Source organism: Rhizobium sp. Root708 (assembly GCF_001429725.1).
In the GTDB taxonomy this organism is placed as follows: Bacteria; Pseudomonadota; Alphaproteobacteria; order Rhizobiales; family Rhizobiaceae; genus Rhizobium.
Map to the genome: position 1 here is coordinate 1 of NZ_LMHV01000020.1, position 21,742 is coordinate 21,742.

The 21,742-nt window shown below is 58.0% G+C and carries 17 protein-coding genes and 3 pseudogenes; 3 read left to right on the forward strand and 17 right to left on the reverse strand.

What is annotated here, in order from left to right:
- Nucleotides 1-110: 110 nt before the first annotated feature.
- The 13 genes and pseudogenes from ASE04_RS32205 to ASE04_RS14200 all read right to left on the reverse strand — a co-directional run.
- Nucleotides 111-200: pseudogene (locus ASE04_RS32205) on the reverse strand (recombinase family protein); the annotation flags it as partial.
- A gap of 64 nt (nucleotides 201-264) precedes the next feature.
- On the reverse strand, nucleotides 265-1,518 hold the full coding sequence (locus tag ASE04_RS14150; RefSeq protein WP_056818265.1) for a Na+/H+ antiporter NhaA: 1,254 nt from the start codon (nucleotides 1,516-1,518) through the stop codon (nucleotides 265-267).
- An 85-nt stretch (nucleotides 1,519-1,603) separates the two neighbouring features.
- The gene (locus ASE04_RS14155; protein ID WP_056818268.1) at nucleotides 1,604-2,719 is read right to left on the reverse strand and encodes a TRAP transporter substrate-binding protein; all 1,116 of its coding nucleotides are present in this window, start codon (nucleotides 2,717-2,719) and stop codon (nucleotides 1,604-1,606) included.
- Between the two features lie 73 nt (nucleotides 2,720-2,792).
- Nucleotides 2,793-4,237, reverse strand: a pseudogene (locus ASE04_RS14160) (TRAP transporter large permease).
- Nucleotides 4,238-4,369 (reverse strand): hypothetical protein, encoded by a 132-nt coding sequence (locus ASE04_RS31905; protein ID WP_274533878.1) that lies wholly within the window; start codon nucleotides 4,367-4,369, stop codon nucleotides 4,238-4,240.
- A 15-nt stretch (nucleotides 4,370-4,384) separates the two neighbouring features.
- Nucleotides 4,385-4,933, reverse strand: a complete 549-nt coding sequence (locus tag ASE04_RS14165; protein ID WP_056818270.1) for a TRAP transporter small permease subunit — start codon at nucleotides 4,931-4,933, stop codon at nucleotides 4,385-4,387.
- 117 nt (nucleotides 4,934-5,050) lie between these two features.
- Nucleotides 5,051-5,647 carry a response regulator gene (locus tag ASE04_RS14170; protein WP_443216868.1) on the reverse strand — a complete coding sequence of 199 codons (597 nt, stop codon included), beginning with the start codon at nucleotides 5,645-5,647 and terminating at the stop codon, nucleotides 5,051-5,053.
- Between the two features lie 47 nt (nucleotides 5,648-5,694).
- Nucleotides 5,695-7,080 carry a cache domain-containing protein gene (locus ASE04_RS14175; RefSeq protein ID WP_056818273.1) on the reverse strand — a complete coding sequence of 462 codons (1,386 nt, stop codon included), beginning with the start codon at nucleotides 7,078-7,080 and terminating at the stop codon, nucleotides 5,695-5,697.
- 812 nt (nucleotides 7,081-7,892) lie between these two features.
- Nucleotides 7,893-8,680, reverse strand: a pseudogene (locus ASE04_RS14180) (hypothetical protein).
- A gap of 65 nt (nucleotides 8,681-8,745) precedes the next feature.
- Nucleotides 8,746-10,998 (reverse strand): tetratricopeptide repeat protein, encoded by a 2,253-nt coding sequence (locus ASE04_RS14185; RefSeq protein ID WP_056818275.1) that lies wholly within the window; start codon nucleotides 10,996-10,998, stop codon nucleotides 8,746-8,748.
- 64 nt (nucleotides 10,999-11,062) lie between these two features.
- On the reverse strand, nucleotides 11,063-11,869 hold the full coding sequence (locus ASE04_RS14190) for a hypothetical protein (RefSeq protein ID WP_056818277.1): 807 nt from the start codon (nucleotides 11,867-11,869) through the stop codon (nucleotides 11,063-11,065).
- A 99-nt stretch (nucleotides 11,870-11,968) separates the two neighbouring features.
- Complete coding sequence (locus tag ASE04_RS14195; RefSeq protein WP_244490410.1) at nucleotides 11,969-12,940, reverse strand: HAD family hydrolase; 972 nt, start codon at nucleotides 12,938-12,940, stop codon at nucleotides 11,969-11,971.
- Between the two features lie 115 nt (nucleotides 12,941-13,055).
- Nucleotides 13,056-14,726 carry an arylsulfatase gene (locus tag ASE04_RS14200; protein ID WP_056818281.1) on the reverse strand — a complete coding sequence of 557 codons (1,671 nt, stop codon included), beginning with the start codon at nucleotides 14,724-14,726 and terminating at the stop codon, nucleotides 13,056-13,058.
- A gap of 278 nt (nucleotides 14,727-15,004) precedes the next feature.
- On the opposite strand from ASE04_RS14200, the gene ASE04_RS14205 reads away from it, so the two are divergent.
- From ASE04_RS14205 to ASE04_RS14215, 3 genes are all read left to right on the forward strand, one after another.
- Nucleotides 15,005-16,894 (forward strand): sensor histidine kinase, encoded by a 1,890-nt coding sequence (locus ASE04_RS14205; RefSeq protein WP_056818284.1) that lies wholly within the window; start codon nucleotides 15,005-15,007, stop codon nucleotides 16,892-16,894.
- Nucleotides 16,891-17,514: a response regulator transcription factor gene (locus ASE04_RS14210; RefSeq protein ID WP_056818286.1), complete on the forward strand. Its 624-nt coding sequence runs from the start codon at nucleotides 16,891-16,893 to the stop codon at nucleotides 17,512-17,514. The genes ASE04_RS14205 and ASE04_RS14210 overlap by 4 nt, the downstream gene beginning before the upstream one ends.
- Before the next feature lie 104 nt (nucleotides 17,515-17,618).
- The gene (locus ASE04_RS14215) at nucleotides 17,619-17,993 is read left to right on the forward strand and encodes a response regulator transcription factor (RefSeq protein WP_056818288.1); all 375 of its coding nucleotides are present in this window, start codon (nucleotides 17,619-17,621) and stop codon (nucleotides 17,991-17,993) included.
- A gap of 674 nt (nucleotides 17,994-18,667) precedes the next feature.
- On the opposite strand, the gene ASE04_RS14220 is transcribed toward ASE04_RS14215, so the two are convergent.
- The 4 genes from ASE04_RS14220 to ASE04_RS14230 form a co-directional block, all read right to left on the reverse strand.
- Nucleotides 18,668-19,543, reverse strand: coding sequence for a transglutaminase family protein (locus tag ASE04_RS14220; protein ID WP_056818290.1), 876 nt, complete (start codon nucleotides 19,541-19,543; stop codon nucleotides 18,668-18,670).
- Nucleotides 19,544-19,678: 135 nt separating this feature from the next.
- A complete protein-coding gene (locus tag ASE04_RS32210; RefSeq protein ID WP_162260527.1) occupies nucleotides 19,679-19,912 on the reverse strand; it encodes a DUF4167 domain-containing protein in 234 nt (77 codons plus the stop codon).
- A 285-nt stretch (nucleotides 19,913-20,197) separates the two neighbouring features.
- Entirely contained in the window at nucleotides 20,198-20,434 is a 237-nt protein-coding gene (locus ASE04_RS14225; RefSeq protein WP_056818292.1) for a hypothetical protein, read from the reverse strand.
- Between the two features lie 284 nt (nucleotides 20,435-20,718).
- Entirely contained in the window at nucleotides 20,719-20,985 is a 267-nt protein-coding gene (locus tag ASE04_RS14230; RefSeq protein WP_056818295.1) for a DUF1488 domain-containing protein, read from the reverse strand.
- Nucleotides 20,986-21,742 lie beyond the last annotated feature (757 nt).

Genomic DNA, 21,742 nt, shown 5'->3' on the forward strand with positions numbered 1-21,742 from the left:
CGGGAAATCGGTGGCGTTTGTAGTGGGCGGTCGCATCTTTAGTCATGCCAATAGACTATTGCCTCGATCCGCAACAGTCGGTTAAGGCGACGCCACCCTCTTGAGTGCTGGAGGCCGAGGACTTGCTTTCCGTAATCTCTGAGTTCACCCTTGGGGCCGACATACCGGTACAGGGTGACACGCTCGATGCCGAGCGCCTTCAGGCGGCTTCCCAAAGCGCGGTTTGACGACCTCCCCTTGATAGCCGGTTTGCCCTGCCGCCAATCAAGACTTCTTTTCGACCGAAAGTAACCTGGCCATGATGAATGAGATCCCAGCCGCTGCGAACGACAGCAATGCGCCCATCTTTGCGGCGTCCTGAATTTCGCCGGTAGGAAAAGCGACACTTGCGACGAACAGTGAGACTGTGAAGCCTATCGCGGCCACGCACCCAAGTACGATGAGATCTCTATAGTTCATTCCCGACGGCAGGCCGAATCCAAGCGGACCCGCGGCAACCCAACCCGGTAGAGCGATACCGAGAGGCTTACCGATCATCAACGCGGATGCAACGAGCAGGGTGGGCGCGCCAATCGTTGAGAACTCGACGCCGGCATTGGCGAGACCGAAAAGAAAAAGCACGACTTGAACGGGACCTTTCAACGCGTGCTCGATCACGTTCAGCAAATCGGTCTGGAGTTTTTCGATTTCCGCAAACAGCCCGAATTCAATATCGGAGTGCGGTATGGCCGGAATGATCGGCAACAGACCAAGCGCAGGGTGGATGCCAGCCTGATGAAAGCCGTACCAGCTGATCGCACCCGCCGCAGCATAGGGCCAGAATGAAAGGTGTTTCCGCACCGCCGTTGTGAACGGCATGCCCGGTCGACCGGCGTCAAGCATCCGGGGAAGACGATTGGCAACGAGGTAGGCGGCCAGTGCAGTGACTGCCGACAGCAGAAGCCATCCTGGTGCGAGATCACCCTGAGGATAGAAGACGGCAAGGATCAGAAGTCCGGCGGCGTCATCGGCAATCGCAAGTAGCAGCAGGAACGTGACCGCGGGATGGCGCGCGCCGAATATGGCGCGTCCGACAAGATACGAAAAAGCGATGTCGGTCGCGGTCGGAATCGCCCACCCCCCCGCCAACTGATTCATCTGTCCAACCGCTGCGACACCTGTGAGATATATGATAATCGGCCCCAGCATTCCGCCGGCAGTCGCAAACAGCGGCGTCAACGCCTTCTTGCCACGCAGGGCGCCGTTCCTCAACGCAACGGCTTCCCAGACTTCTTTGCCGGCGAGCGCAAAGAACAACGCCATCAGAACATCATTGACGAGAAAATGAACGGTGACGACCCGCGCTGCGGTTCCTGCGGGCGCGCGCTGCAAGTCTCCAATATAGGCATTCTGCCAGATCGGAAATTCGATGAGCGCGTGGTAGCTCACCGGAGATAGATTCGCCCAGGCGAGAGCGCAGACGGCGCCGATGATGAGGAGAAGCGAATATTCTTCCAGTTGCTTCCAGGCGCGATACATAGTTTGTCCCATTTCAAGCTAGTGGCGCAAGAAGCTGACGCTTTCCGAAGAAAAGAGCCGGGTTAGACCCGGCTCTCGACCTGTCTTATTTTTTTGCTGCCTGAGCAGCATACATGTAGCTATCATAACTGTATTCGGCGACGCGGAACCATTCGAAGGATTCGTCGCGGAACTTCTTCCAGCCCGGATAAATCTTTGCCCAGGCCGGGTGCTTTTCGCTGTACTCGCCGTAGAGTTCGAAGGACGCTTTGTAAGCGGCATCCATCACATCACGTGGAAGGGGACGCAGCTTGACGCCCTTTCCGACAAGCGAGCGGATCGCCGCCGTGTTCTTCACATCGTAGAGCGCCTGCATATTGATATTCGCTGCCTTGCAGGCCGTGTCGAGCGCCGTCTTGTAGGTGTCCGGCAGGCTTTCGTACTGCGCCTTGTTGATAAAGAAGTGGATGGTCAGACCGCCTTCCCAGTAGGCCGGATAGTAGTAGTTCTGCGCGATCTGATAGAAACCGAGCTTCTCGTCGTCATAAGGTCCGATCCACTCGGCTGCATCGATCGTGCCGCGTTCGAGGGCCGGATAGATGTCGCCGCCGGGAAGCTGTTGCGGGACGACCCCGAGGCGCGACATGACTTCGCCGGCAACACCCGCGATGCGCATCTTGACGCCCTTGAGATCTGCGACCGACTTGATCTCCTTGCGGAACCAGCCGCCCATCTGGGCACCGGTGGCGCCACCCGGAATGCCGACCACGCCATGGTCGGCGAGGAATTCGTTATAGGCTTCGTTGCCGCCGCCGTGATAGAGCCAGGCGTTCTGCTGGCGGCCGTTCAAGCCGAACGGGATGGTCGAGCCAATGGCAAAGGTCGGATCCTTGCCGGTGAAATAGTAGCCGCAAGTGTGGGCAAGCTCGACCGTGTTTGCCTTGACTGCGTCGATCGCCTGCGCTCCCGGCACGAGCTCGCCTGCCTGGAAGACCTGGATCTGGAACTTTCCCTCGGTGATCTTGTTCAACGCATCGGCCATGACGACGGCACCGCCGTAGATCGTGTCGAGATTGTTCGGGAATCCTGAGGTCAGGCGCCAGCGGAGTGTCGGTGTGCTCTGGGCGATCGCGGGCGCTGCAAGCGTTGCCCCTGCCACCGTTGCGGCGCCGGCCAGCGCACCTTTCGTCAGAAATCCTCTACGGCCTATCTCTTTCGTCATCAATGGTCCTCCTCTGTGAGTTGCTGCGACCGCGGGCTGCGGCAGCCAATTGCGTCTGGTCTTTGCCTTGACCTCAGGGTTTGCTTCCATTTTGCTCCGGAGCACCGAAGCCAGGGGTCGGTGATCCGAAACCCGGTGCGGGCGCGTCGAAGGCGGGCGGGGCTTCACCCTCGGACGGTTCGGCTCCGAACGGGGCTGCTGGCGTACCGAACGGATTTGCTCCGTCCTCGCCTGGCATTGGAACGTTGAGCTCGATCGTCGAAGGATCAACGGCCACGTGTCCGGACTTGTAATGGGTAACGAGGCCGGGGAACGCGATGACGATGATGACCATGACAAGCTGGATGCCGAGATAGGGCAGGGCACCCATGTAAATCTGGCCCGACGTGACCGGCTGGATCGTCGCTCCTGTGATCCGGTCCTTGTAGGCTCGCGTCGGCGCGACCGACCGCAGATAAAAGAGCGAGAAGCCGAACGGCGGGTGCATGAACGAGGTCTGCATATTGATCGCCAGCAGGACGCCAAACCAGATCAAGTCGATCCCGAGAGCGTCGGCAACTGGTGCGAGCAGTGGAATGATGATGAAGGCCAGTTCGAAATAATCGAGGAAAAAGGCCAGGAAGAAGACGAGCAGGTTGGCGACGATGAGGAAGCCAACTTCCCCGCCCGGGATCGAGGTCATCAGATGCTCGACCCAGACGTGACCGTTGACGCCGTAGAAGGTCAACGAGAAGACGCGCGCGCCGAGCAGAATGAAGATGACGAAGGATGAGAGCTTTGCGGTCGCGTAGAGCGCCGATTTGATCATCGCGAGATCGAGGCGCCGATTGATGGCCGCCAGCGCGAGCGCGCCGACCGCACCCATCGCGCCGCCCTCGGTTGGCGTTGCCAGGCCGATGAAGATCGTACCGAGAACTAGGAAGATCAGGACCAGCGGTGGGACGAGCGAAATGACGACACGCTGCGCAAGCTTCCAGCCCCTGAGCGAACGGGCTTGTGGCGGCAGTGCGGGAACGCTTATGGGCCGGATGAACGACATCGTGATGATGTAGGCGGCATAGGCGGCAACAAGCAGGAGGCCAGGGATGAGGGCGCCCTTGTACATGTCGCCGACGGAGCGGCCGAGCTGGTCGGCAAGGATGATCAGGACAAGGCTCGGTGGGATGATCTGCGCCAGTGTGCCGGCGGCAGCAATCGTGCCTGCGGCGACGCGCCTGTCGTATCCGTAGCGCAGCATGATCGGCAGCGAGATGAGACCCATCGAGATGACCGAGGCCGCGACGACCCCCGTGGTTGCTGCAAGGATGGCGCCGACAAAGATCACGGCGAAGGCAAGCCCGCCGCGGACCGGGCCGAACAGTTGTCCGATCGTATCGAGCAGATCCTCGGCCATGCCGCTTCGTTCAAGGATCAGTCCCATGAAGGTGAAGAAGGAATCGCCAGCAGCGTTTCGTTCGACATCTGCCCGAAGATGCGGTCGGGAATAGCGCCGAAAAGATTGACAGGCAAAAGGCCCATCTAGATGCCGATGAAGCCAAACACGAAGCCGACAAAGGCGAGTGCGAATGCTACCGGGTAGCCAAGCAACAGCACAACGATGAGCGACAGGAACATGATCGGCGCGAGATTTTCCGCAAAGAAAGCAAACATGGATATGGCTCCGCCTTAAAGGGTCTGGGCTTCGGCGTCGGCAAGTGCAATAGCGTCGGGCAGGGCGCCGCGCAGGATTGCAATGCGCTTGATGAGTTCCGAGAGGCCCTGGAGAGCAAGAAGCCCGAAGCCGAGGGGGATCATCGCCCAGACCGGCCAAAGGATCAGGCCGCCGGTATTGTTCGATACCTCGCCGGTGGAGAACTTCTCGATCACGGTAGGCCAGGAGAGATAGATGGTGATGAGGCAGAACGGGAAGAGAAAAAAGATCGTGCCGAAGACTTCGATCCAGAGCTGTGTGCGACGCGAGAGGCGGCCATAGACCAGATCAACCTTCACATGCTCGTTGCTCATCAATGTCCAGGCGGCTGCGACGAGGAAGGCTGCGGAAAACAGGTACCACTGTGCCTCCAGCCAGGCATTCGAGCTGAGATTGAACAGTTTGCGTGTCGTGGCATTGATTGCGCTGATCAGCACGGCCAGCAGCAGCAGCCAGGAAACGGCCTTGCCAAAAAAAGTATTGATCGCGTCGATCGTCCGCGCTAGCGCCAAAAGTCCGGTCATGAAGTCCTCCCGAGGCCGCACGGAGCGGCCACCGAGGACACCTACGAGCTGTCGTCCATGGCTGCAATATCGGAAAATTATAATATGGATCGCTCTACCCAGTACTGGGTAGAGCGGTCAACGAGGCGGGACCAGGCCTCGCTCAATGGCAATACGCGTCAGTTCGGCTGTCGTGGACAGCCCCAGTTTTCGTTTTATGGTCTTGCGGTGCGTCTCAATGGTGGCGACCGAGAGCTGTAGCAATTCGGCAACGTCGCGATTGCTGCGGCCCGCTGCAAGAAAAGCCAGGATTTCGCGCTCACGTACCGTCAGCGGTAGCGGCTCGGTTTCTTCCTTTTGTCGTCGTTGCATAAGGACGTCGGAGACGCCGGTGGAGAAATAGGTGCCTCCGGCGGCAACGGTTTCGATCGCCTTGATGATCTCGTCGTTGGGAACGTCCTTGAGGATGTAACCAGATGCGCCCCTCACGATAGAGGCCGAAATATATTCGCGGCTGTCATGCATGGACAGCATCAGGATCCTTGTCGACGGAACCGTGCTTTTAAACAACTCGATCGCGTCGATGCCGTTGATCTGCGGCATGTTGATGTCCAGCAGGACTATGTCCGGTGCCGATGCGGCGGCGATCTCCAGACCGGGCTGAACCATGGCGGCGGTGCCGACAACCCTGATATGTGCGTAGGTCTCAAGCACCGCGCGCAGGCCTTCCAGCACAAGCGCATGATTGTCGACAAGGAGTATGGAAATTGGTCGGTCACCGTTCATGCCGCCCGCGCCGCCGACACTATCGAGTTCGCACTCTTCGGAAACATCGCCGTCAAGGTGGTGCCATTTTCGTTGGATTTGATGAGCAATATGCCTTTGAAATGCGCCATTCGTTCCTGCATGTTCCTGAGGCCAAGTCCGCCCGACCGGTTGGCGCCATCAATTTCGCCGTCGCTTCTGATACCCCGGCCATCGTCTGCAACGGACATTCGGACGCGTCCCTTGATGCTCCATATTCTGATTGTGACATATGATGCACCAGAGTGTCGTTCGACGTTGGTAAGTGCCTCCTGGGCGATCCGATATAGCGCCGTGTTCGCTTCGGGCTTGAGGGCTTCGGAGGCTAGAGATTCCACCAAGACAGGAATGCCCGTTCGCTCTTCGAAATTGCTTCCGAGCGAAGTCAGGGCAGCCGTTAACCCAAGGTCGTCAAGCACGCTCGGTCGCAATTCATGTGACAGGTCTCGGACCTCCTTGATCGCGTCATTCAGCGATCCGATACCGCGTTCGATAGCTGCCCCAGCGTCGGCTGCGCTCTCCCTGACCTTCCGAGACGCAAGATCGAAGGCATAGCGCACACCGATCAAGTTCTGCGAAATACCATCGTGAAGTTCCCGGGCCAGCCTCGCTCGCTCCTCCTCCTGAGTGTCGATGATCCGCTGTGTCAACAATTTTAGTTTGCCGTCGGCAAGGCGCCGCTCGTGAAGCGTAATCCACATGCACGTCGCGAAAACCATGAGGATCGAAGGCACAGCAATAAGCGTTACGACTACAAACGTGCGTCGGATGCTCTGCTTCAGGTCGGCCTTGGCAGTCTCGGTCTGTGCAAAGACATCGTCGAGATAAACACCCGTCCCAATCATCCAGCGCCATTTGTCGAGACCAGCCGCAAATGACAGCTTGTCCGCCATTGCTCCCGACGACGGCTTTTCCCATTTGTATTGATGCAGTCCGCCGCCTTCTTTCGCCTTGGCAATGAGATTGGCGATCACCTGATCACCATCCGGGTCGACCAGGTCGAGCCAATTATGGCCTGGTCGAAAAGTTTGGCGCGGATGGACTACACTGTTGCCATCGTAGTCGTAGACGAAGAAATATCCATCCTGGCCATAGTCCAGTGAGGTTAGTATCTGTCTTACGCGCTCCTTGGCACGCTCGTCATCGGCTCCGGCATTGTCATAAACTTCCTTGATCGCCGAAAGAGCCAGATTGGTAAGATTAAGAAGCTCGGTCTCTTTCGCTTTGAGCATGTTGCGCTCAAACGTATCGATACTGCTCTGGGCAAGCGTGGTCGATTGCCATGTCGTGAACGCTGTGATCAGCGTAATCGCCAGGACAAGTGGGAGAACAGCAAGCGCGAGGATTTGATGACGAAGTTGCACGGTAACCGCCTCTCTTAGAGCGGCAATCTTAGTCCGGCTCGTCCATCCAGCTCAAGGGTCCAGTTCAACATCGAATAATCGCGGGAGACGTCGGATCGACGTGTGATCTGCCCACGAGCTTCATACCAGTCGGGTAATCGCGCATGTTCGTCGGCGTCTGTGCCAAGCTCACGATTACTGTGATTCTTTATCGGCCACCCGCTTCGCCCGGATCGCCGCCGCGATGAAGACACGCGATAGGCTGTGATAGAGGGGTTCGCGTGAAAGAATGCGAGAGGTCACCTAGCCGATCATCGACGCCAAGTGTCCTTTGTCCTAGGACAGAGGACGGAGCATTGATCAGTTAACCTATGTTTGCCGACCTTGTTGATAATAGGCGGTAGTCGGTCGCGCCTTCCAACACCGGCGGGGTCAGTTCAGTACCCGCAACGCGAACGTGATTGGCGTGGTCCATGAGGCTTCTTCTAGGTTGATGCCTCCTGCCACCGTTCGATCAGTGTTTGTTGCCGGCTAATCACTGGCGCAAGAATTCGCGGTCACCCGTCGTCGCTTTCAGAGTCGCCATTGCCTCCATTCTTCGCTCATTGAGCACCTTCCGCGCTGCATGTGCCGCGCGCACCGTCTCGATCTGACCAGAATTAATATAGGCCCAATTGGCGACTGCCAGTACCTGTTTCCAAAAGTCGCGGTCAAGACCGACAATGGCGAACGACGGTCATGCTCCTATCCTGCGCGCGGTCAGAGGGAGCCGGCGGAGCCGCGGTGTCCCGGCTCGCTGCCGCGCCGCGCGGGCCGACGCGACACCGACGATGCTAGAACCGGATGGCGACTCCGAAAATCGGCCCTTGCTGGACGACGTCGAAGACGAAGCCGTCGTTGTCGTAATTGACGCCGAGAGCGCGATATCCCGCGACCGCCGAAACGGTGTCGTTGAACTTGTAGCCGAGGCCGAGTGCCACGTCCCAGTCGATGTCCGCGCCACCTGCACCCACCAGACCCCATCCGGTGAGATAGATTTCTGGCGTGAAGAAGAAGTTTCCTCTGATGCCGGCGACGGCATCGACCCATGTGGCGCTATCCTCCACATCCACTCCGCCCAGAATGCCGCCGTTAAACGAGATCTCGGTCTTGACCGACCAGACCTTCATGCCGCCAACGATATCGAGGTGTCCATTTTGGTCTTCGAGGACCGCATAACCGCCCCCGAGGAATCCGGAAAACGTCTTTGACGTAACGTCGACGTTGTCGGCAAGGATGCCGTCAGGGGTATCGCCATCGCACCAAGCTTGGTGTAGATCACGTCACCGACGATGCTGAAGCGGTCGTATCGCGCTTCTCCGGTCGCCATGAAGGCGAAATCCAGGTTCTTCAGAATGTCGCCAAAATCAGCGTCGAGGTGGACCTCCGGCAGCCCGAATTGTCCAGTGTCGCCGGAAATGCCGGCAGCCCAGAAATAGGGGGCGAGAGTAAATTCCCAGCCGGTCTGGCTGTCGACCGTTTTCGCCTCAGGTGTTAGTGGCGTCAGGTCGGCGGCGTTGCCCGCCGACGATAGCGAGATGCCTGCCAGTAGTATCATCGCATGCAAGTGAACAGCTTTCATGAGAGCCCCCCGAATCTCGTTGATGGACTTTGCAACAGCATATAGATTCCGGCAAGCTGAAACGACTATTGCGGGTTGATCGCCTGCCGCAATTGATTGAGTAAATCCCTGATCTGCTGGTCTTGTGGCCTCAGTTGGGCCATGCGTTCCGCGAATTTCAATGCATCGGGCAACCGCTGAAGCTTCAGACTGTACTGCAACGCGAGGCCCGTGACGTCCGGATCCGAGCCAGCCGCCGTCCAAGCGTCGAGCTTATTCAGCGCGTCTTCCGTTCTCCCAAGGGAGTCGAGAGCGACCGCAAGCGTCGTCTTGTATCGGGAGCTTTGCGGATCCAGCCGCACCGCTTCCTCGAGTTCTATGATCGCATCGCCCACCGCCTTCTTGCGAACGAGGGAAAGAGCATGTCCGTAGCGCAAATCTGCGCGGTCGGGCAAAACCGAAATCGCTTCGGCATAGGTTTGCTCGGATCTGTCGGCCTGGCCGGTAGCACGATAGAACTCGGCAAGATTGATCCGCGAGCCTTCCAGAGTCGGGTCAAGCGAAATCGCCCGCTGGAAGGCGGTCTCGGCCTCTGCCGCCCGCTGCTGGCCGAACAGGAAGAAGCCAAAGTTGCTCTGCGTTTCCGCGACGTCTGCATTTGTTTCGACGTAGGTGCGCAGATCATTGACCGCGGATTCGAAGCTGCCTCGCTGGCTGCCAAAGAGGTCAGAAGGAGTGCTTCCAAGTGCCGTTGCCGTCGCTACGCGCACAGCCCGCGTTTCGTCGCCGAGCAGCTTGCCGATCGCCTCCAGCCGACGCTCTGGCGGAAGGTTGCCTGCAGCTTCCGCGGCCGCAAGCCGGACGAGCGGGTTTGTATCCGCCGACGCTGCTCGAATATCTGCCACGACGTCCTCTCCATCTATCCGGCTCATTCTGGCAAGGGCACTGCCTCTGACGATCCCGGCCTGGTCCTGGTCATTGACCAGCTTGCGCAACGCTTCCACTGCAGTTTGATTGTTCACGGCGTTTGCGAATGCGTGGGCGATCGTCGGGCGTTTGCGCCATCCGGTCCCGTACCATTTGTCCATGGTATCGGCAGCCCAGGTATTGTCCTTGCCGGCATGGCAGGTCGTGCACGCATTCGGCGTTCCGAAGGTCGCCGATAGATCGGGTCGAGGGATGACGAACGAGTGGTCACGTCTTGGATCGACTTTCATATAGGTGCGCTCGGGCATGTGGCAGTTTGCGCATTGCGCGCCCGCAGAGCCGGTGGGATGGTGGGTATGGCTCGGATCGTCGAACAGTCCGCTCGGGTCCTGCTTCACGAAGCGCTCCGGTTTCGTTTCGGTGTGGCATTGGGTGCAGAGCGCGTTGCCCGCCGCCTTCAGGCCGGCATCATGCGGCCGATGACAGTCGAGACATGTCACCCCCGCCCTTGCCATCTTGCTTTGCTGAAACGAGCCGTATTCGAAAACCTCGTCAAGGATCTGTCCGTCCGGAAGGTAGAGATCGTCCCGGAGCAGTGCAGGGGAGAAGTAGTCGAGCAAAGGCTTTCCGGGCTGATAGCCGCTCAAGAGTTTGGTTCGTCTGGCGTGGCACGCAAAACAAACATTCGCATCGACCTTCGGTAAGCCTGCCTCCGGTTTGATAGCCGAAGAAGTGACGCCGGCCTGTGCCCATCCGACATGCTTGGCACCCGGACCATGACACGACTGGCAACCGATGCTGGTAGCGACATAGGTCGACTTGTATTCGTTCGTCACCGGTTGAAAGTTCGCTTGCGGATCGGTCGAATGACAGTCGATGCATGTGCGGTTCCAGCGGTAAAACGGACCCGTCCAGTGATAGGTCGAACCGGGCTTGGCTGGGGCGCTGTTGCCGAGCCAGAACCACTGCCGTTTGACTGTGTCCCAGGCAATGTCGACAACTTGCAGACGTCCGCCTCCGGTGTCGACGAGGTATTGTTGAAGCGGCTCATAGGCGAAGGTATATTTGACTTCGAATTCGGCCTCCTTGCCATCTGGTCCTTCCGTTCTGACGAGGAACCGTCCGTCGCGGCGGAAAAACGTCGTAACAACGCCGTCGTGTTCAAACCGGGCATCGTTGAAATCGCCGCGGACGGTGCCCTCGTCGGCCATAGCCATGGCCTTTGCGTGATGGGATTTCGCGAAAGCAGCCGCTTGATCAGCATGACAGGACGCGCAGGTCTTTTCGTCTACGAAGTCCTGATGAATCGATATCTGGGGATCAGGGGCGGGTGTCGAGTCGGTTGCTAGGCTAGCGGACGCAAGCAACAGGAAAAACAGGAAGACCGCTGCTGACGGAACAGATGCTGCCACTCAATCGCTCCATGTGGACGTCTTGAGGAAGTCACGCCGCATCGGCGCCGTGACGAGGAATTGGTCAGTAGCAAGGCGGGTAGGGATAGTAACCGCATTGCGGGCCATTGTTATAGTAGGGATTGTAATAGGGACGCGCAGCCGCGGCGTCGGCGACGACGCCAGCGGCAACCGGCGCCCCGCTGTACCAGGCGCCGTGATAGACAGGCGCATGCCAGTAGCTTCCTCCCACACGGTTGATGTTGGTCTCGCCGATATGCACGTCGTTTCCCCTAAAACCGCCTCCGCCAAAATCCCCACCACGGAAACCACCGCCAGCAAAACTACCACCCCCAAACCCGCCTCCATGAAAGCCACCGCCGCCGAAACTACCGCCGAAATGATCGATGAACAGGGCTGTAGGCCCTGTCGCACCGCTCAGGTCTCCTTCCAGAACGACGATGTCGAACGTCAGCGTGTTGCCGTCGAGCTTGGGAGTCTTAAGCGTGACAACGGCGTCGCTGACGCCCGAACCGTCGCCGCCAAGCACGGAAACTGTGGCGTTCGGCGGATCGATTGCGAAATTGTCCTTCCCGTCGTCCCATTGCATGATGAACTGTTCCGTCGCCACATGCCCGGCAGCGCGCACGGGCCTATCGGCAAAGACAATGGAATTGGACGAAACGCCCGTCAGGACGAGCTTCCCGTTCTCGATCCTGGCACCAGCCGAATTGATGACCGCCAATGAGGGCACGGGACCTGTCGGCATGACTTCACCGATAGTCTTTTCGAGCGGTACGTGCGGTTTCTTCGACGCGTCCTGCGCAAAGGTGGATGTGGTCAATGCGTAGCCCGCAATAAAGGCCAAGGCGACGACACGATCGATTTTCATGGTGGTATCCTCCAGTCGCGACGGGCAGCCCGCCGCTTCATGAACGCAATTGAAGTCCGATGTGACCTTGCCCGCGCCTCAGCGGCGAGGCGCCCAATCCTAGTCCTTGAAGATCTGCTTCCAGTCGGCCTTCATGTCGACGACGGTCCAGCCGCCGATTCCGGCTGCATCGAGCGCTTTGTCGAGGCGGCCGAATTCGGTATCGCGGTCGTAGGCGTATTCGCGCTCCGCATCGGTGTGATGGATCAGCACGCCGAGCCTTGCAGGTGCACCAGCCATGGTTGTCCATTGCAGCATTTCAAAATCTCCGTCGGAGTTGCCGAAGGCGGCAATCGGTCGTCGGCCGATCTGCTGGTTGATCCCGACGGGCTTGCCTGCCTTGTCGTCGATGAAGTTGACTTCGGGGAGGCGAAAGAGGGTCGGCGTGTCGTCCTGCATCCGGAATTCGGTCTTGATCGACGAGCCGATAATCTGCTCCGGCGGAACGCCATAGACCTTTTCCGCCCACGGCCGCATGAATTCGATGCCTCCGCCTGAAACGATGAAGGTCTTGAAGCCATTGGCACGGAGATAGGCGAGAAGCTCAATCATCGGCTGATAGACGAGTTCGGTGTATGGACGCCTGAATTTCGGATCGCGCGCCGTAGCAAGCCAATCGGTCACGATCTTCTGAAAATCGCCGCTGGTCATTCCGGCATGCGTCGTCATGATGAGTTCGACCAGGCCCTTTTCGCCGGATGCCGCGAGCGCCTTCATGTCACCTTCCAGCACCGCCTTGAACGGCTGCGTTTCCTTCCATTCCGGATGCTGCGGAGCGAGCGTCTTCACGCGGTCTAAAGCGAAGGCCAATTGGACGTACATGGGATGCTCGACCCACAGGGTGCCGTCATTGTCGAATACGGCGATCCGTTCCGGTTCGGGAACGAATTCCGGCGATCCCTGTTTGGTTACCTTCTCGACGAAGGCGACGATCGCTGCTTTCGGAGCAGTGTCGTTCCACGACGGCAGAGGATCGCTCTGGGTGAATGCAGAAGTGGCATGAATCAGTGCGACACCGAGCGCAATGATCATCAGGCAGATCAATCGCGGCGCCGAGCGGACAAAAGACATCGGTCATCCTCCGGGGTTGGCAACAGGGAGAAACAGAAAACGGGCGGCGGCCCCTCGCGGAGCCGCCGCTCTTCGATCAGTTCCCGGTCGGGAGAGTGAGCGTCATACCCTCCTTGGCGAGCTGATCCCGCACCCACTGAAAGCGTTCGTAGTTCGAGAGAGTGATGGGACCAGTGTAGCCAACGCTTTGCATCTTTCGGGGAGGATACTTCACGTAAGTCGCCATGATCTTCTGGAGCTCTTCGCCCATGACGACGCCCATCCAGGTACGTTCGGTGAAGTTGTTCATGAAGATGTCGTAGCGTTCCTGCGGATCCTGCCAGAGGTCGAAGACCTGGGGAACGGTCGCGACATACTTGTCCGGCCCTTTCCAGCCAAGATTGGAATCGACTGCCAGTCCGCCGGTCTGCGCTCCGTCGTCACCACGAAGATTGAACGCAAATTTGTAATTATTGACCCTGATAGCACCCGGCGACAGCTCATTTTCGGTGAAATAGAACCAGGATTTCCGTTCCGATTTCCCCGTGCCAAGGAGGATCGGCGACATGTCGTAGCTGTCGAAAATGATCGGCTTGTTTTCGCGGTCCTCGGTCGGAAGAGGGACCGCGCCGACGGCGGCGAATGTCGCCATCAGATCTAGACCGCCGACGATGTCGTGGTTCTTGGTGCGGGGTTTGATCTTACCGGGCCAGACGGCGATCGCAGGGACGCGATTGCCGCCCTCGCGCAACGTACCCTTCGTGCCACGCAACGGCGTGTACCCGGCGTCCGGATAGACGTCCTGCCAGGCGCCATTGTCCGTGGTGTAGAAGACCAGTGTGTTCCGGTCCATGCCGGTTTCACGCAGCTTGTCCATGATCCGGCCGATACGGGTGTCCAGTTCCACGATCGAGTCGGCATACTTGCTCTTGGACAGTGACTTGTGCTCGAATTCGGGCGCAGGCATGTTAGGTTGGTGAACCTTCATGAAGTTCACGTTGATATAAAAAGGCTCATCCGGCTTCTTCGATGCTTCATCGAGAAATTCGACGGCTGCCTTTTCGACGTAACTGTCAAAGAACGGGATGCCAACCACGCCTTCCTTGCCGTCGATAACCGGTGTGTCCACATATTGACCGTTGACCTTGAATTCTTCGGTAACAGGGCCTCCAGCCTTGCCGGATAGCGCCCCTTTCGTCACCCTCTGAAACATCTCGCGCAGCTTCGGATCCATATCTGGAAACCAAGTCGGATCTGCATAGGTGTAGGCATTCAAATGGTAGAGACCGGCATATTTCATCTCGTCGTAGCCCTGGGCGTTCGGCAGCGCATAATCTGCCTCGCCAAGATGCCATTTGCCGGTGAAGTAGGTGTGGTAGCCGCCGCGCTTCAACACGGATCCGAGCGTCCATTCGGCCGCAGGCAATCCGCCGCCCTGTCCCTGAAAGGCGACAGTGGTCATGCCGCTGCGGTTCGGTATCCGCCCCGTCTGCATAGCGGCACGCCCAGGCGTGCAGCTTGGCTGGGCGTAGAAGGAGAAGAAAGTCATCCCTTCGTCCGCCAGCTTGTCGATGTTTGGGGTCGGCATGCCGCGACCTTCACCCCCGCCATAGGGGCCGAGATCGCCGTAGCCTGTATCATCCGACACGATGAACAGGATGTTGGGCTTTCGTTGGGAGTCCTGCGCTTGCATAGGAGAGGCTGCGCACCAGAGAATGGTTGATGAAGCCAGTGCTCCGATACAGCGGATAAGGATTCTGCTGCTCATTTGAAATTCCTCGGTTGAACTTTCGGCTGACCGATGACAGCCGCGCCAAACCAAACCGCGCGGTTCCATCTGTCGGACGAAACATGGCTTTCGATGCTGCGACAGACACACTCGAGCCTCCGCCCAGTCTGTCGACGTCGTTTTTAGCGGATGTAGCCTGGTGCCGATATTGCCCTTTAGGGAATCCCAGAGTGGATGGCTTAACCAGAGGTAGTATCTTGCGAGGGTGACACTACGCGGCGAAGCTGTTATTGTTTTCCCAGCTTTGGGGAAGCGAGATGGGTCCGCGCAAGTGGTCAGGTCGATTGCAGCTGGCTGGCCTGATGCTGGCCGCGCCCATATTGATCAATCCCAATGTTTTTGCGGCAGCTTCGGCCACCTCGTTGCCTGTCAGAGACCGACTTCCCCGCGTCCTCGTTCTCTATCCCTATGATGAGAGGATCGCGGCGACGACCGCTGCAGGAGAGGCGTTGCGGAGCCGGTTGCTGGAGGCGACGAACGGCAGGATCGATCTGTTTTCAGAGTTCCTGGATCTCTCGCGGTTTCCCGAGGCCGACCATATCGCGCGAATGGCACGATATCTCGCCGAGAAATACGCCACCCGGCGCCCGGACGTGGTCGTGGCCCTCGGCAAGGAATCGGCGAGCTTCGTAACCGCGAACCGCAGCATGATCGCTCCTGGCGCAAAGATTGTCGCAGCCGGTTTCGGTACTGCCACGGCCGAGAAGATGGACTTGCCGGATGACGTAGTCGGAGCCTTCGCGACATTCGACATTCTGAAGACGGCCGAGATGGCCCGCAGCCTGCAGCCCGATGCGCGCCATCTCTACGTTGTTGGCGGTTCGTCCGACTTCGACCGCGGCTGGCTGACGACGACCCGCGCGGCTCTTAGGGAGTTCTCGAAGTCCTACGAAACGACCTATTTGGAAGATCTGACGATCGACGACTTCGTCGAGCGGGCATCGCATGTGCCGTCCGACAGCATCATCCTGGCATTGACTGTCTTCAAGGATCGGGCAGGGCGCAACTTCATTCCGCGCGATGTGATCAGTCAGATCGCAGCGACCGCCAGCGCGCCTGTCTACGGCCCCTACCAGACTTACATCGACCATGGCGTCGTCGGCGGCAACACCGTCACATTTGAAGCGCTGGGCCGGACCGTCGGCGACCTCGTCATCGATGCGATTGCCGGTAAGTCCGTGTCCGATCTCGAAGCGCCCCAGACATACATTGCCGATGCCCGGCAACTCCAGCGCTGGGGGCTTGCCGAAAAGGATCTGCCGCCGGGCACGATACAGATGCACAAGGAGGGGAGCCTCTGGCAGGAACACTGGCTCGTTTTGGTGGCCGGGGCCGGCCTAGTACTGGCGCAGGCCACCATCATCTCGGTGCTCCTGTGCGAGCGGCGGCGCCGCCGAGACGCCGAGCGCAGCTCGCGGCTCCATTTGCTCGAAGCCGTCCATCTCAACCAGTCCGCAACAGCCGGAGCATTGTCCTCGTCGATCGCTCACGAACTGAACCAGCCTCTCTCGGCCATTCGAAACAATGCCGAGGCAGCGTCGGTGCTGCTTAGAAGCGAGACCCTCGATCGCGAGCTGATCCAGCAGATTCTTCTCGACATCCAGGAGGACGATCAGCGCGCAGGCGATATCATCAGCCGGATGAGAGGATTGCTCAAGAAGAGAGACGAGATCGATTGGCAGGAGTTCGACCTGAACGACGTCACGTCGCGCGCGATCCACATCATTCACGGCGAGGCGGAACGACGCGGAATCAAGCTGACATCAAACCAGCTGCCCGGTAAGCTGCCGGTGTGTGCCGACAAAGTTCATGTGCAGCAGGTCATCCTCAACCTGGCGATCAACGCGATGGATTCCATGCTGGACGCCGCCCCGGCCGGGAGAACGCTCACCTTTGCAACGGCCCTGGCGAGCGAGAAGGCGGAGCTGCGGGTCTCTGATACCGGCGATGGCATTCCAGAGGAACGCATGTCCAAAATCTTCGACCCGTTCTACACCACCAAGCAAGCGGGTACGGGGCTCGGTCTTTCCATAGCCCGTGCAATCATTGAGACCTACGGGGGCGGGATCTCGGCTCATAATCGGCGCGAAGGCGGCGCCGTATTTTGCGTCGTTCTTCCCCTTGTTCGGCGGAAGAAAAGCTTATGACGCCAATTGTCCATATTGTTGACGACGATAAGTCCTACCGAACGGCGACTGCACGGCTGCTGTCCGCTTATGGTCTCGAGGTTCAGGTATATGAATCCGGAGACCAATTTCTCGCGACGCTTTCAAACAGTACGCCGGGGTGCGTGCTCCTTGACCTGCAGATGCCTGGCCAGTCCGGCTTGCAAGTGCAACGCCAACTTTGCGAGCGGGCGCCGCTGTTATCCATCGTTTTTCTCACTGGGAAAGGAGACATACCCGCCAGCGTTGATGCTATGAAGGCGGGCGCCCAGGACTTTCTGGAAAAGCGCACTTCGGCAACATCGTTGATGGGGGCGATCGAACGAGCATTGGCGCGATCTGAGATGCAGTGGGCCGAGCACCAGCGGCGTGAGGAGCAGCGGGCGCTGCTGGCGAGCCTTAGCGAGCGCGAAGCCGAAGTCCTCGCGTTAATCATCCGCGGATGGCTCAACAAGCAGATCGCCTACGCCCTTGGCATATCCGAGCGTACCGTCAAGGTACATCGCCACCGCGTGAAGGAAAAGCTGCGCGTACGGTCCGCTGCCGAAGCCGTGTCCATTACTGTAAGCGTCGGCGATGTTGAACGAAGATCCTCCACGTAAAAAGTTCCGGCGACGTCCCTTTAGGACAATATCAATCCGATAACGACGGGCTTAGTGTAGACGTAATCGTGTATCCCCTCAGATAACCGCAAATGAGTCTTAGGATGGTAAAGCTGCGGCACACAGTCGCCGTTGTTGATGATGACGCAAGCCTTCGGCGGAGCGTCACCCGGCTCCTCAACGCCTATGGTTTTGACGCGGTGGAATATGCATCCGCGGAAGCCTTTCTTGCTCAAGATCCAAGCATCGATATCCGCTGCCTCGTGCTCGATATCGATTTGAACGGCGGCATGTCCGGGATGGAATTGCAGCGCAGTCTGAAAGGTGCGCGGTCGGAAATGCCGGTCATTTTCATTACGGCGCTCGACGATCAGCGCCTGCAGCTAGAGGCCGAGCAAGCCGGATGCGTCGCCTATTTGCGAAAGCCATTTGCGGGATCTGATCTTATCGTTGCTGTTAAAAAGGCGCTGGAATTGTAGGGCAGACCGTGCAGTTTCGTTCGCGATTTCCTGCGAAGACATTATCCGCGTTCAACACGATGCAACGACTCTCTGCTTTATGCTCGTTGACGAGCTGCAGACGTCGAACGATCAATGCGAGTATTCGAAGGATCAGCTCTCACTGGATTCAGCTATACCCATCCTCAAAAACGAAAAGCTAATCCGCCGAGTTTCCGCATAGGACAGGCAAGGGCGCTCATCATCAAAAGGGAACGCCATCTTCGCGTTCGAATAGCGGCGAGAGTTAGTAAAAGTTGTCACCTGTACCTCGAACCGGCCCTATCCCTGCTGGGCTCGTGTACGTCGTGTTATCCGAGCCGGTCGTCGTTGCACATCCCGAAAGAGACAAAATGATTGTTGCGGCGACCAAGAGAATTCTAAGAGGCATGGCATTATCCCTTCCTGGAAAGGCCCAAGCCTCGGGCCAGGTAACTTCTTCAAGTCATCGGAAATGGCAAGTGAACGCTCGCTAATACAGCGAAAAAGTGTGTGCTAAGTACGTTCAGGACGGTTCTGATCTGATTTCACAATGATTTTGGTTTGCCACACGCGCTCCCTAATCAGCGTGCCATTGGTTCGATTCCGCTCAAGACGAGGAGCTCGGAAATGGGAGCATTGGGTGCCCAATTCGACGAGCCCTAAAGCCACACGGCTTATGCCGAGTCGATTGCTCTGACTTCCACTGTCACGTCCATCGACAGGAAGGCATTCTCCGCGCCCGTGAAGCTCCCTGAGAGCGGAACGGCTTGGGCGATGTCGCGGATCACCGCGACCGGGATGAGGTTAGCGCCGCCCATACTTCGGTTTGTTGGATCGAATGTGATCCAGCCAGCGCCGGGAACAAAAACCTCAGCCCAGGCATGCGTTGATCCATAGTCCGTCGATCCGGTGAGTAAACTGTCCGGATTAAACAGATAGCCTGAGACGATCCGGGCGCCAAAGCCCAGGCTGCGCACCGCCTCCACGAACAATACGGCAAAATCCCTACAAGAGCCCCAACCCCGATCGAGGGTGGTCAACGGCGCCTGCGTGCCGTCCTCTTCACGGCTCTGGTAGGAGATGGAGGATGCGATACCCAAACTGATATCCCTGAGGAGGGACAGTGTATCCGCCGGGCTGCCGGCGACAAAGCCGCGCGCCCATGACGCAAGCCGCTGCTCGACATCGTCATGCTGCTGAACGGTTAGCGCTCCCAGGTCAGTCCAGTCATTGGCCGGGTAGAGGAAAGGATAGTTGATTGCCGACGCCGCGATGTCGAACACAGGCCATGCCGACGCCGTCAGGTCCACAGTCGCCGAGCTGTCCACCACGAGGCTGTCGCTGGGCGTCTGAAATGTGGCTGAAGCGATCGCATTCCCGAATACGTCGTTCGACCAGCTCAACGCAGCCTCGGGGGAAGTGGAAATCTCATGGCTCAGCAGCCTGAGCTCGCGACCTTCACGTGGCCTGAGTATAAGCCGGTGGGGCGAAAGCGACACGTTCTCTCGAAAACTGTAGGTCGTACGGTGACGAATACTGAGTATCAGCATTGAAACGAACCCTTAAGCTGATGGCTGAGACGGTCAACTCGAACACACTGCCGCTCGCATGCGGGGTGCGATGTTTGGCGAGGATTTTGGGCCAGGCTTTTTCGTCTTGGTCCGTGGATGAGCTTGTTTCCACCATCATTGCTGAAGGCCCGCTTTCTGCAGGGCTGCCGTGCCATAGAAGTGTTCAGCGTGCTGATGAAGGTTCTCTGCCTCGACCCGGTCACCGGCTTGGGCGGCTTCTCGAGCTGAGACCATATATTGCTCATATCGTTTCATCAGGTTCTGCGGGCTCGATATTACTTTCGTATCCGCGGTGGCCGGAGCACGGCTGCTGGCAGACGGAGTAGAATTTCGGCGTGGTGATTTCAAAAGTATAATTCAAGCCGTCATCCGGAGTACGTCAGTGTCGCTGCTGCGCTGTCGGTACGATCCTGAGGAGCCGCAAGGGTTGGGAATGTGTCTGCGGCGCCGTGATCTTATCCTGGCTCTGCTGCGACAATTACGCAGCGTCCGTGACCCAGCGTTAATGCAGCGGCTTCATGGTTTTCGGACCTTGTCGTTCGTATCCTGCCCTTTGTTGAGACAAGCTTGGCTTGCACGAGAAAATTTTCCTCCGTTGCCCAGTTCGTCGGGTCCGACGAGTCTCGAGGTTGCTCAAGGGGCAATAGACGGCGCCTGCGTTTTTTCAAGTTCCTCCCTCGACACGGGCCACGCCTCGGTGCGCCCGTTGGAGCTAAGGAGCAAGGTCATTGTCGTATGATAAGCCTCCCATGTGACGTCGATGGGCTCCTCATCGATCTGAAGCTCGAAGACGCCTGGTGGATGAGGTTGCGCCATCCCCGGAAGTTGGAACGGTCGAATGATAGTGATGCTTTTCACTGTTGTGTTCATGATGGCACGTTCCTGTCTGGAGAATGTAAAGCTCTATGGCCGGCAAGGAGAGCGGAAGCGGCGATGATACCGCCGATCCCTCTATCTGCCGGCATTTCTGAGGAGGTCTATTTCCTTAGCGATGGGGCCCAGGAGCTTACGCAATCGGTTCTCCTCCACCTGACCGAGGCGAAACCTTTTCGCGAATTCGCTTACAAGGACAGTTTTCGCTGTTCCTGGTTGGGGCGGTGGATTTGATATGGTCGGATGATGCACGATCGTATCCTTTTAGGATCACGGTATGCTCAACGAAAATGCGCGAGATCCAGCGTAATCGCGCTGGATCGAACTTTGAAATAAGTAGAGGTCGCAGCTTCCAGAATTCTTGGCCGCAACGCATCTAACGCCGTTAGGTAGTCTGCCTCGCTGGCATTTCGATGCGATTTCTCGCGGGCCAAGACTTCGGTCGCCAAATAGAATTTGATCTCGAACATCCCGTCATATCCGGTGAAACGGACACAGCGATTTCTGTCGTCAAAACTTCGAGCTTCGTTTGGGAAGGAGATCCCCATCAGCGTCCACCCTCATCTTGCCACCGATCAACAGCGCTACTCTTTGGTTGGGTTGGGGATCAAGGCTTGCTCGCGACGACTGTTTCCGGTTGGCGAGAGAATTAAGGAGAGCAGATTTTGTCCTAACACCCCTGCGGAACTCAGTTGAGAGAAAGAGCGAGGCGTCACGTTTCGTGTCGGAACTCGCGTCCGACTCAGATCCTCGGAGGCCGGCGGACCTCAAGACTTCCCTGACCAGCTTGAAGCCGGCGGGTTCGACATGCGGTGCTGCTGGATTGGAAGACATTAAGTCCTCCTTTGTTGGGGCAAGGTTTTGCACCCTTGATGACAGCGCCCTGAAGACGAGCCGTCACTACCATCTAAGTCGTGCTGAAATACTGGATTACAAGGGGAAGGTCGGGTAAAGACGTCCGGAACCATAACCAAGGACCCTTGAGAACTAAGCTTGAAAACCAAAAAGGGGAAAGGATATCTGGCATCGACGCGAACAAATAGCGGGCCGGAAGTTCAGCTCCCTTCAAGGCGACGCAAGGCTTGCGAACCCAAGGACCTTCAGGCCTATCGCCGCGACTGAAAATATCAGCCCATGACTTAATTCACTTTCGGACGTTAGGAAAATGACAATACCGCGAGTGGCCAGCGAACGGGAGAAAGTTATAGGGTGGCGTCGCCTTAACCGAGCAGAGCACGCGATCGTTGCTTCGGCGTGAATTTCACGCTTTGATCGACAAGGCGATTTCACGCCAGGTGGTGCTGG

What these genes read in the sequence shown, in the direction of transcription:
- ASE04_RS14150 (WP_056818265.1), bottom strand. Translation starts at nt 1,518, where the DNA reads ATGTATCGCGCCTGGAAGCAACTGGAAGAATATTCGCTTCTCCTCATC.
- ASE04_RS14225 (WP_056818292.1), bottom strand. Translation starts at nt 20,434, where the DNA reads ATGAACACAACAGTGAAAAGCATCACTATCATTCGACCGTTCCAACTT.
- ASE04_RS14155 (WP_056818268.1), bottom strand. Translation starts at nt 2,719, where the DNA reads ATGACGAAAGAGATAGGCCGTAGAGGATTTCTGACGAAAGGTGCGCTG.
- ASE04_RS31905 (WP_274533878.1), bottom strand. Translation starts at nt 4,369, where the DNA reads ATGTTTGCTTTCTTTGCGGAAAATCTCGCGCCGATCATGTTCCTGTCG.
- ASE04_RS14200 (WP_056818281.1), bottom strand. Translation starts at nt 14,726, where the DNA reads ATGAGCAGCAGAATCCTTATCCGCTGTATCGGAGCACTGGCTTCATCA.
- ASE04_RS14220 (WP_056818290.1), bottom strand. Translation starts at nt 19,543, where the DNA reads ATGCTGATACTCAGTATTCGTCACCGTACGACCTACAGTTTTCGAGAG.
- ASE04_RS14210 (WP_056818286.1), top strand. Translation starts at nt 16,891, where the DNA reads ATGACGCCAATTGTCCATATTGTTGACGACGATAAGTCCTACCGAACG.
- ASE04_RS14165 (WP_056818270.1), bottom strand. Translation starts at nt 4,933, where the DNA reads ATGACCGGACTTTTGGCGCTAGCGCGGACGATCGACGCGATCAATACT.
- ASE04_RS14215 (WP_056818288.1), top strand. Translation starts at nt 17,619, where the DNA reads ATGGTAAAGCTGCGGCACACAGTCGCCGTTGTTGATGATGACGCAAGC.
- ASE04_RS14190 (WP_056818277.1), bottom strand. Translation starts at nt 11,869, where the DNA reads ATGAAAATCGATCGTGTCGTCGCCTTGGCCTTTATTGCGGGCTACGCA.
- ASE04_RS14195 (WP_244490410.1), bottom strand. Translation starts at nt 12,940, where the DNA reads ATGATCATTGCGCTCGGTGTCGCACTGATTCATGCCACTTCTGCATTC.
- ASE04_RS14205 (WP_056818284.1), top strand. Translation starts at nt 15,005, where the DNA reads ATGGGTCCGCGCAAGTGGTCAGGTCGATTGCAGCTGGCTGGCCTGATG.
- ASE04_RS14230 (WP_056818295.1), bottom strand. Translation starts at nt 20,985, where the DNA reads ATGGGGATCTCCTTCCCAAACGAAGCTCGAAGTTTTGACGACAGAAAT.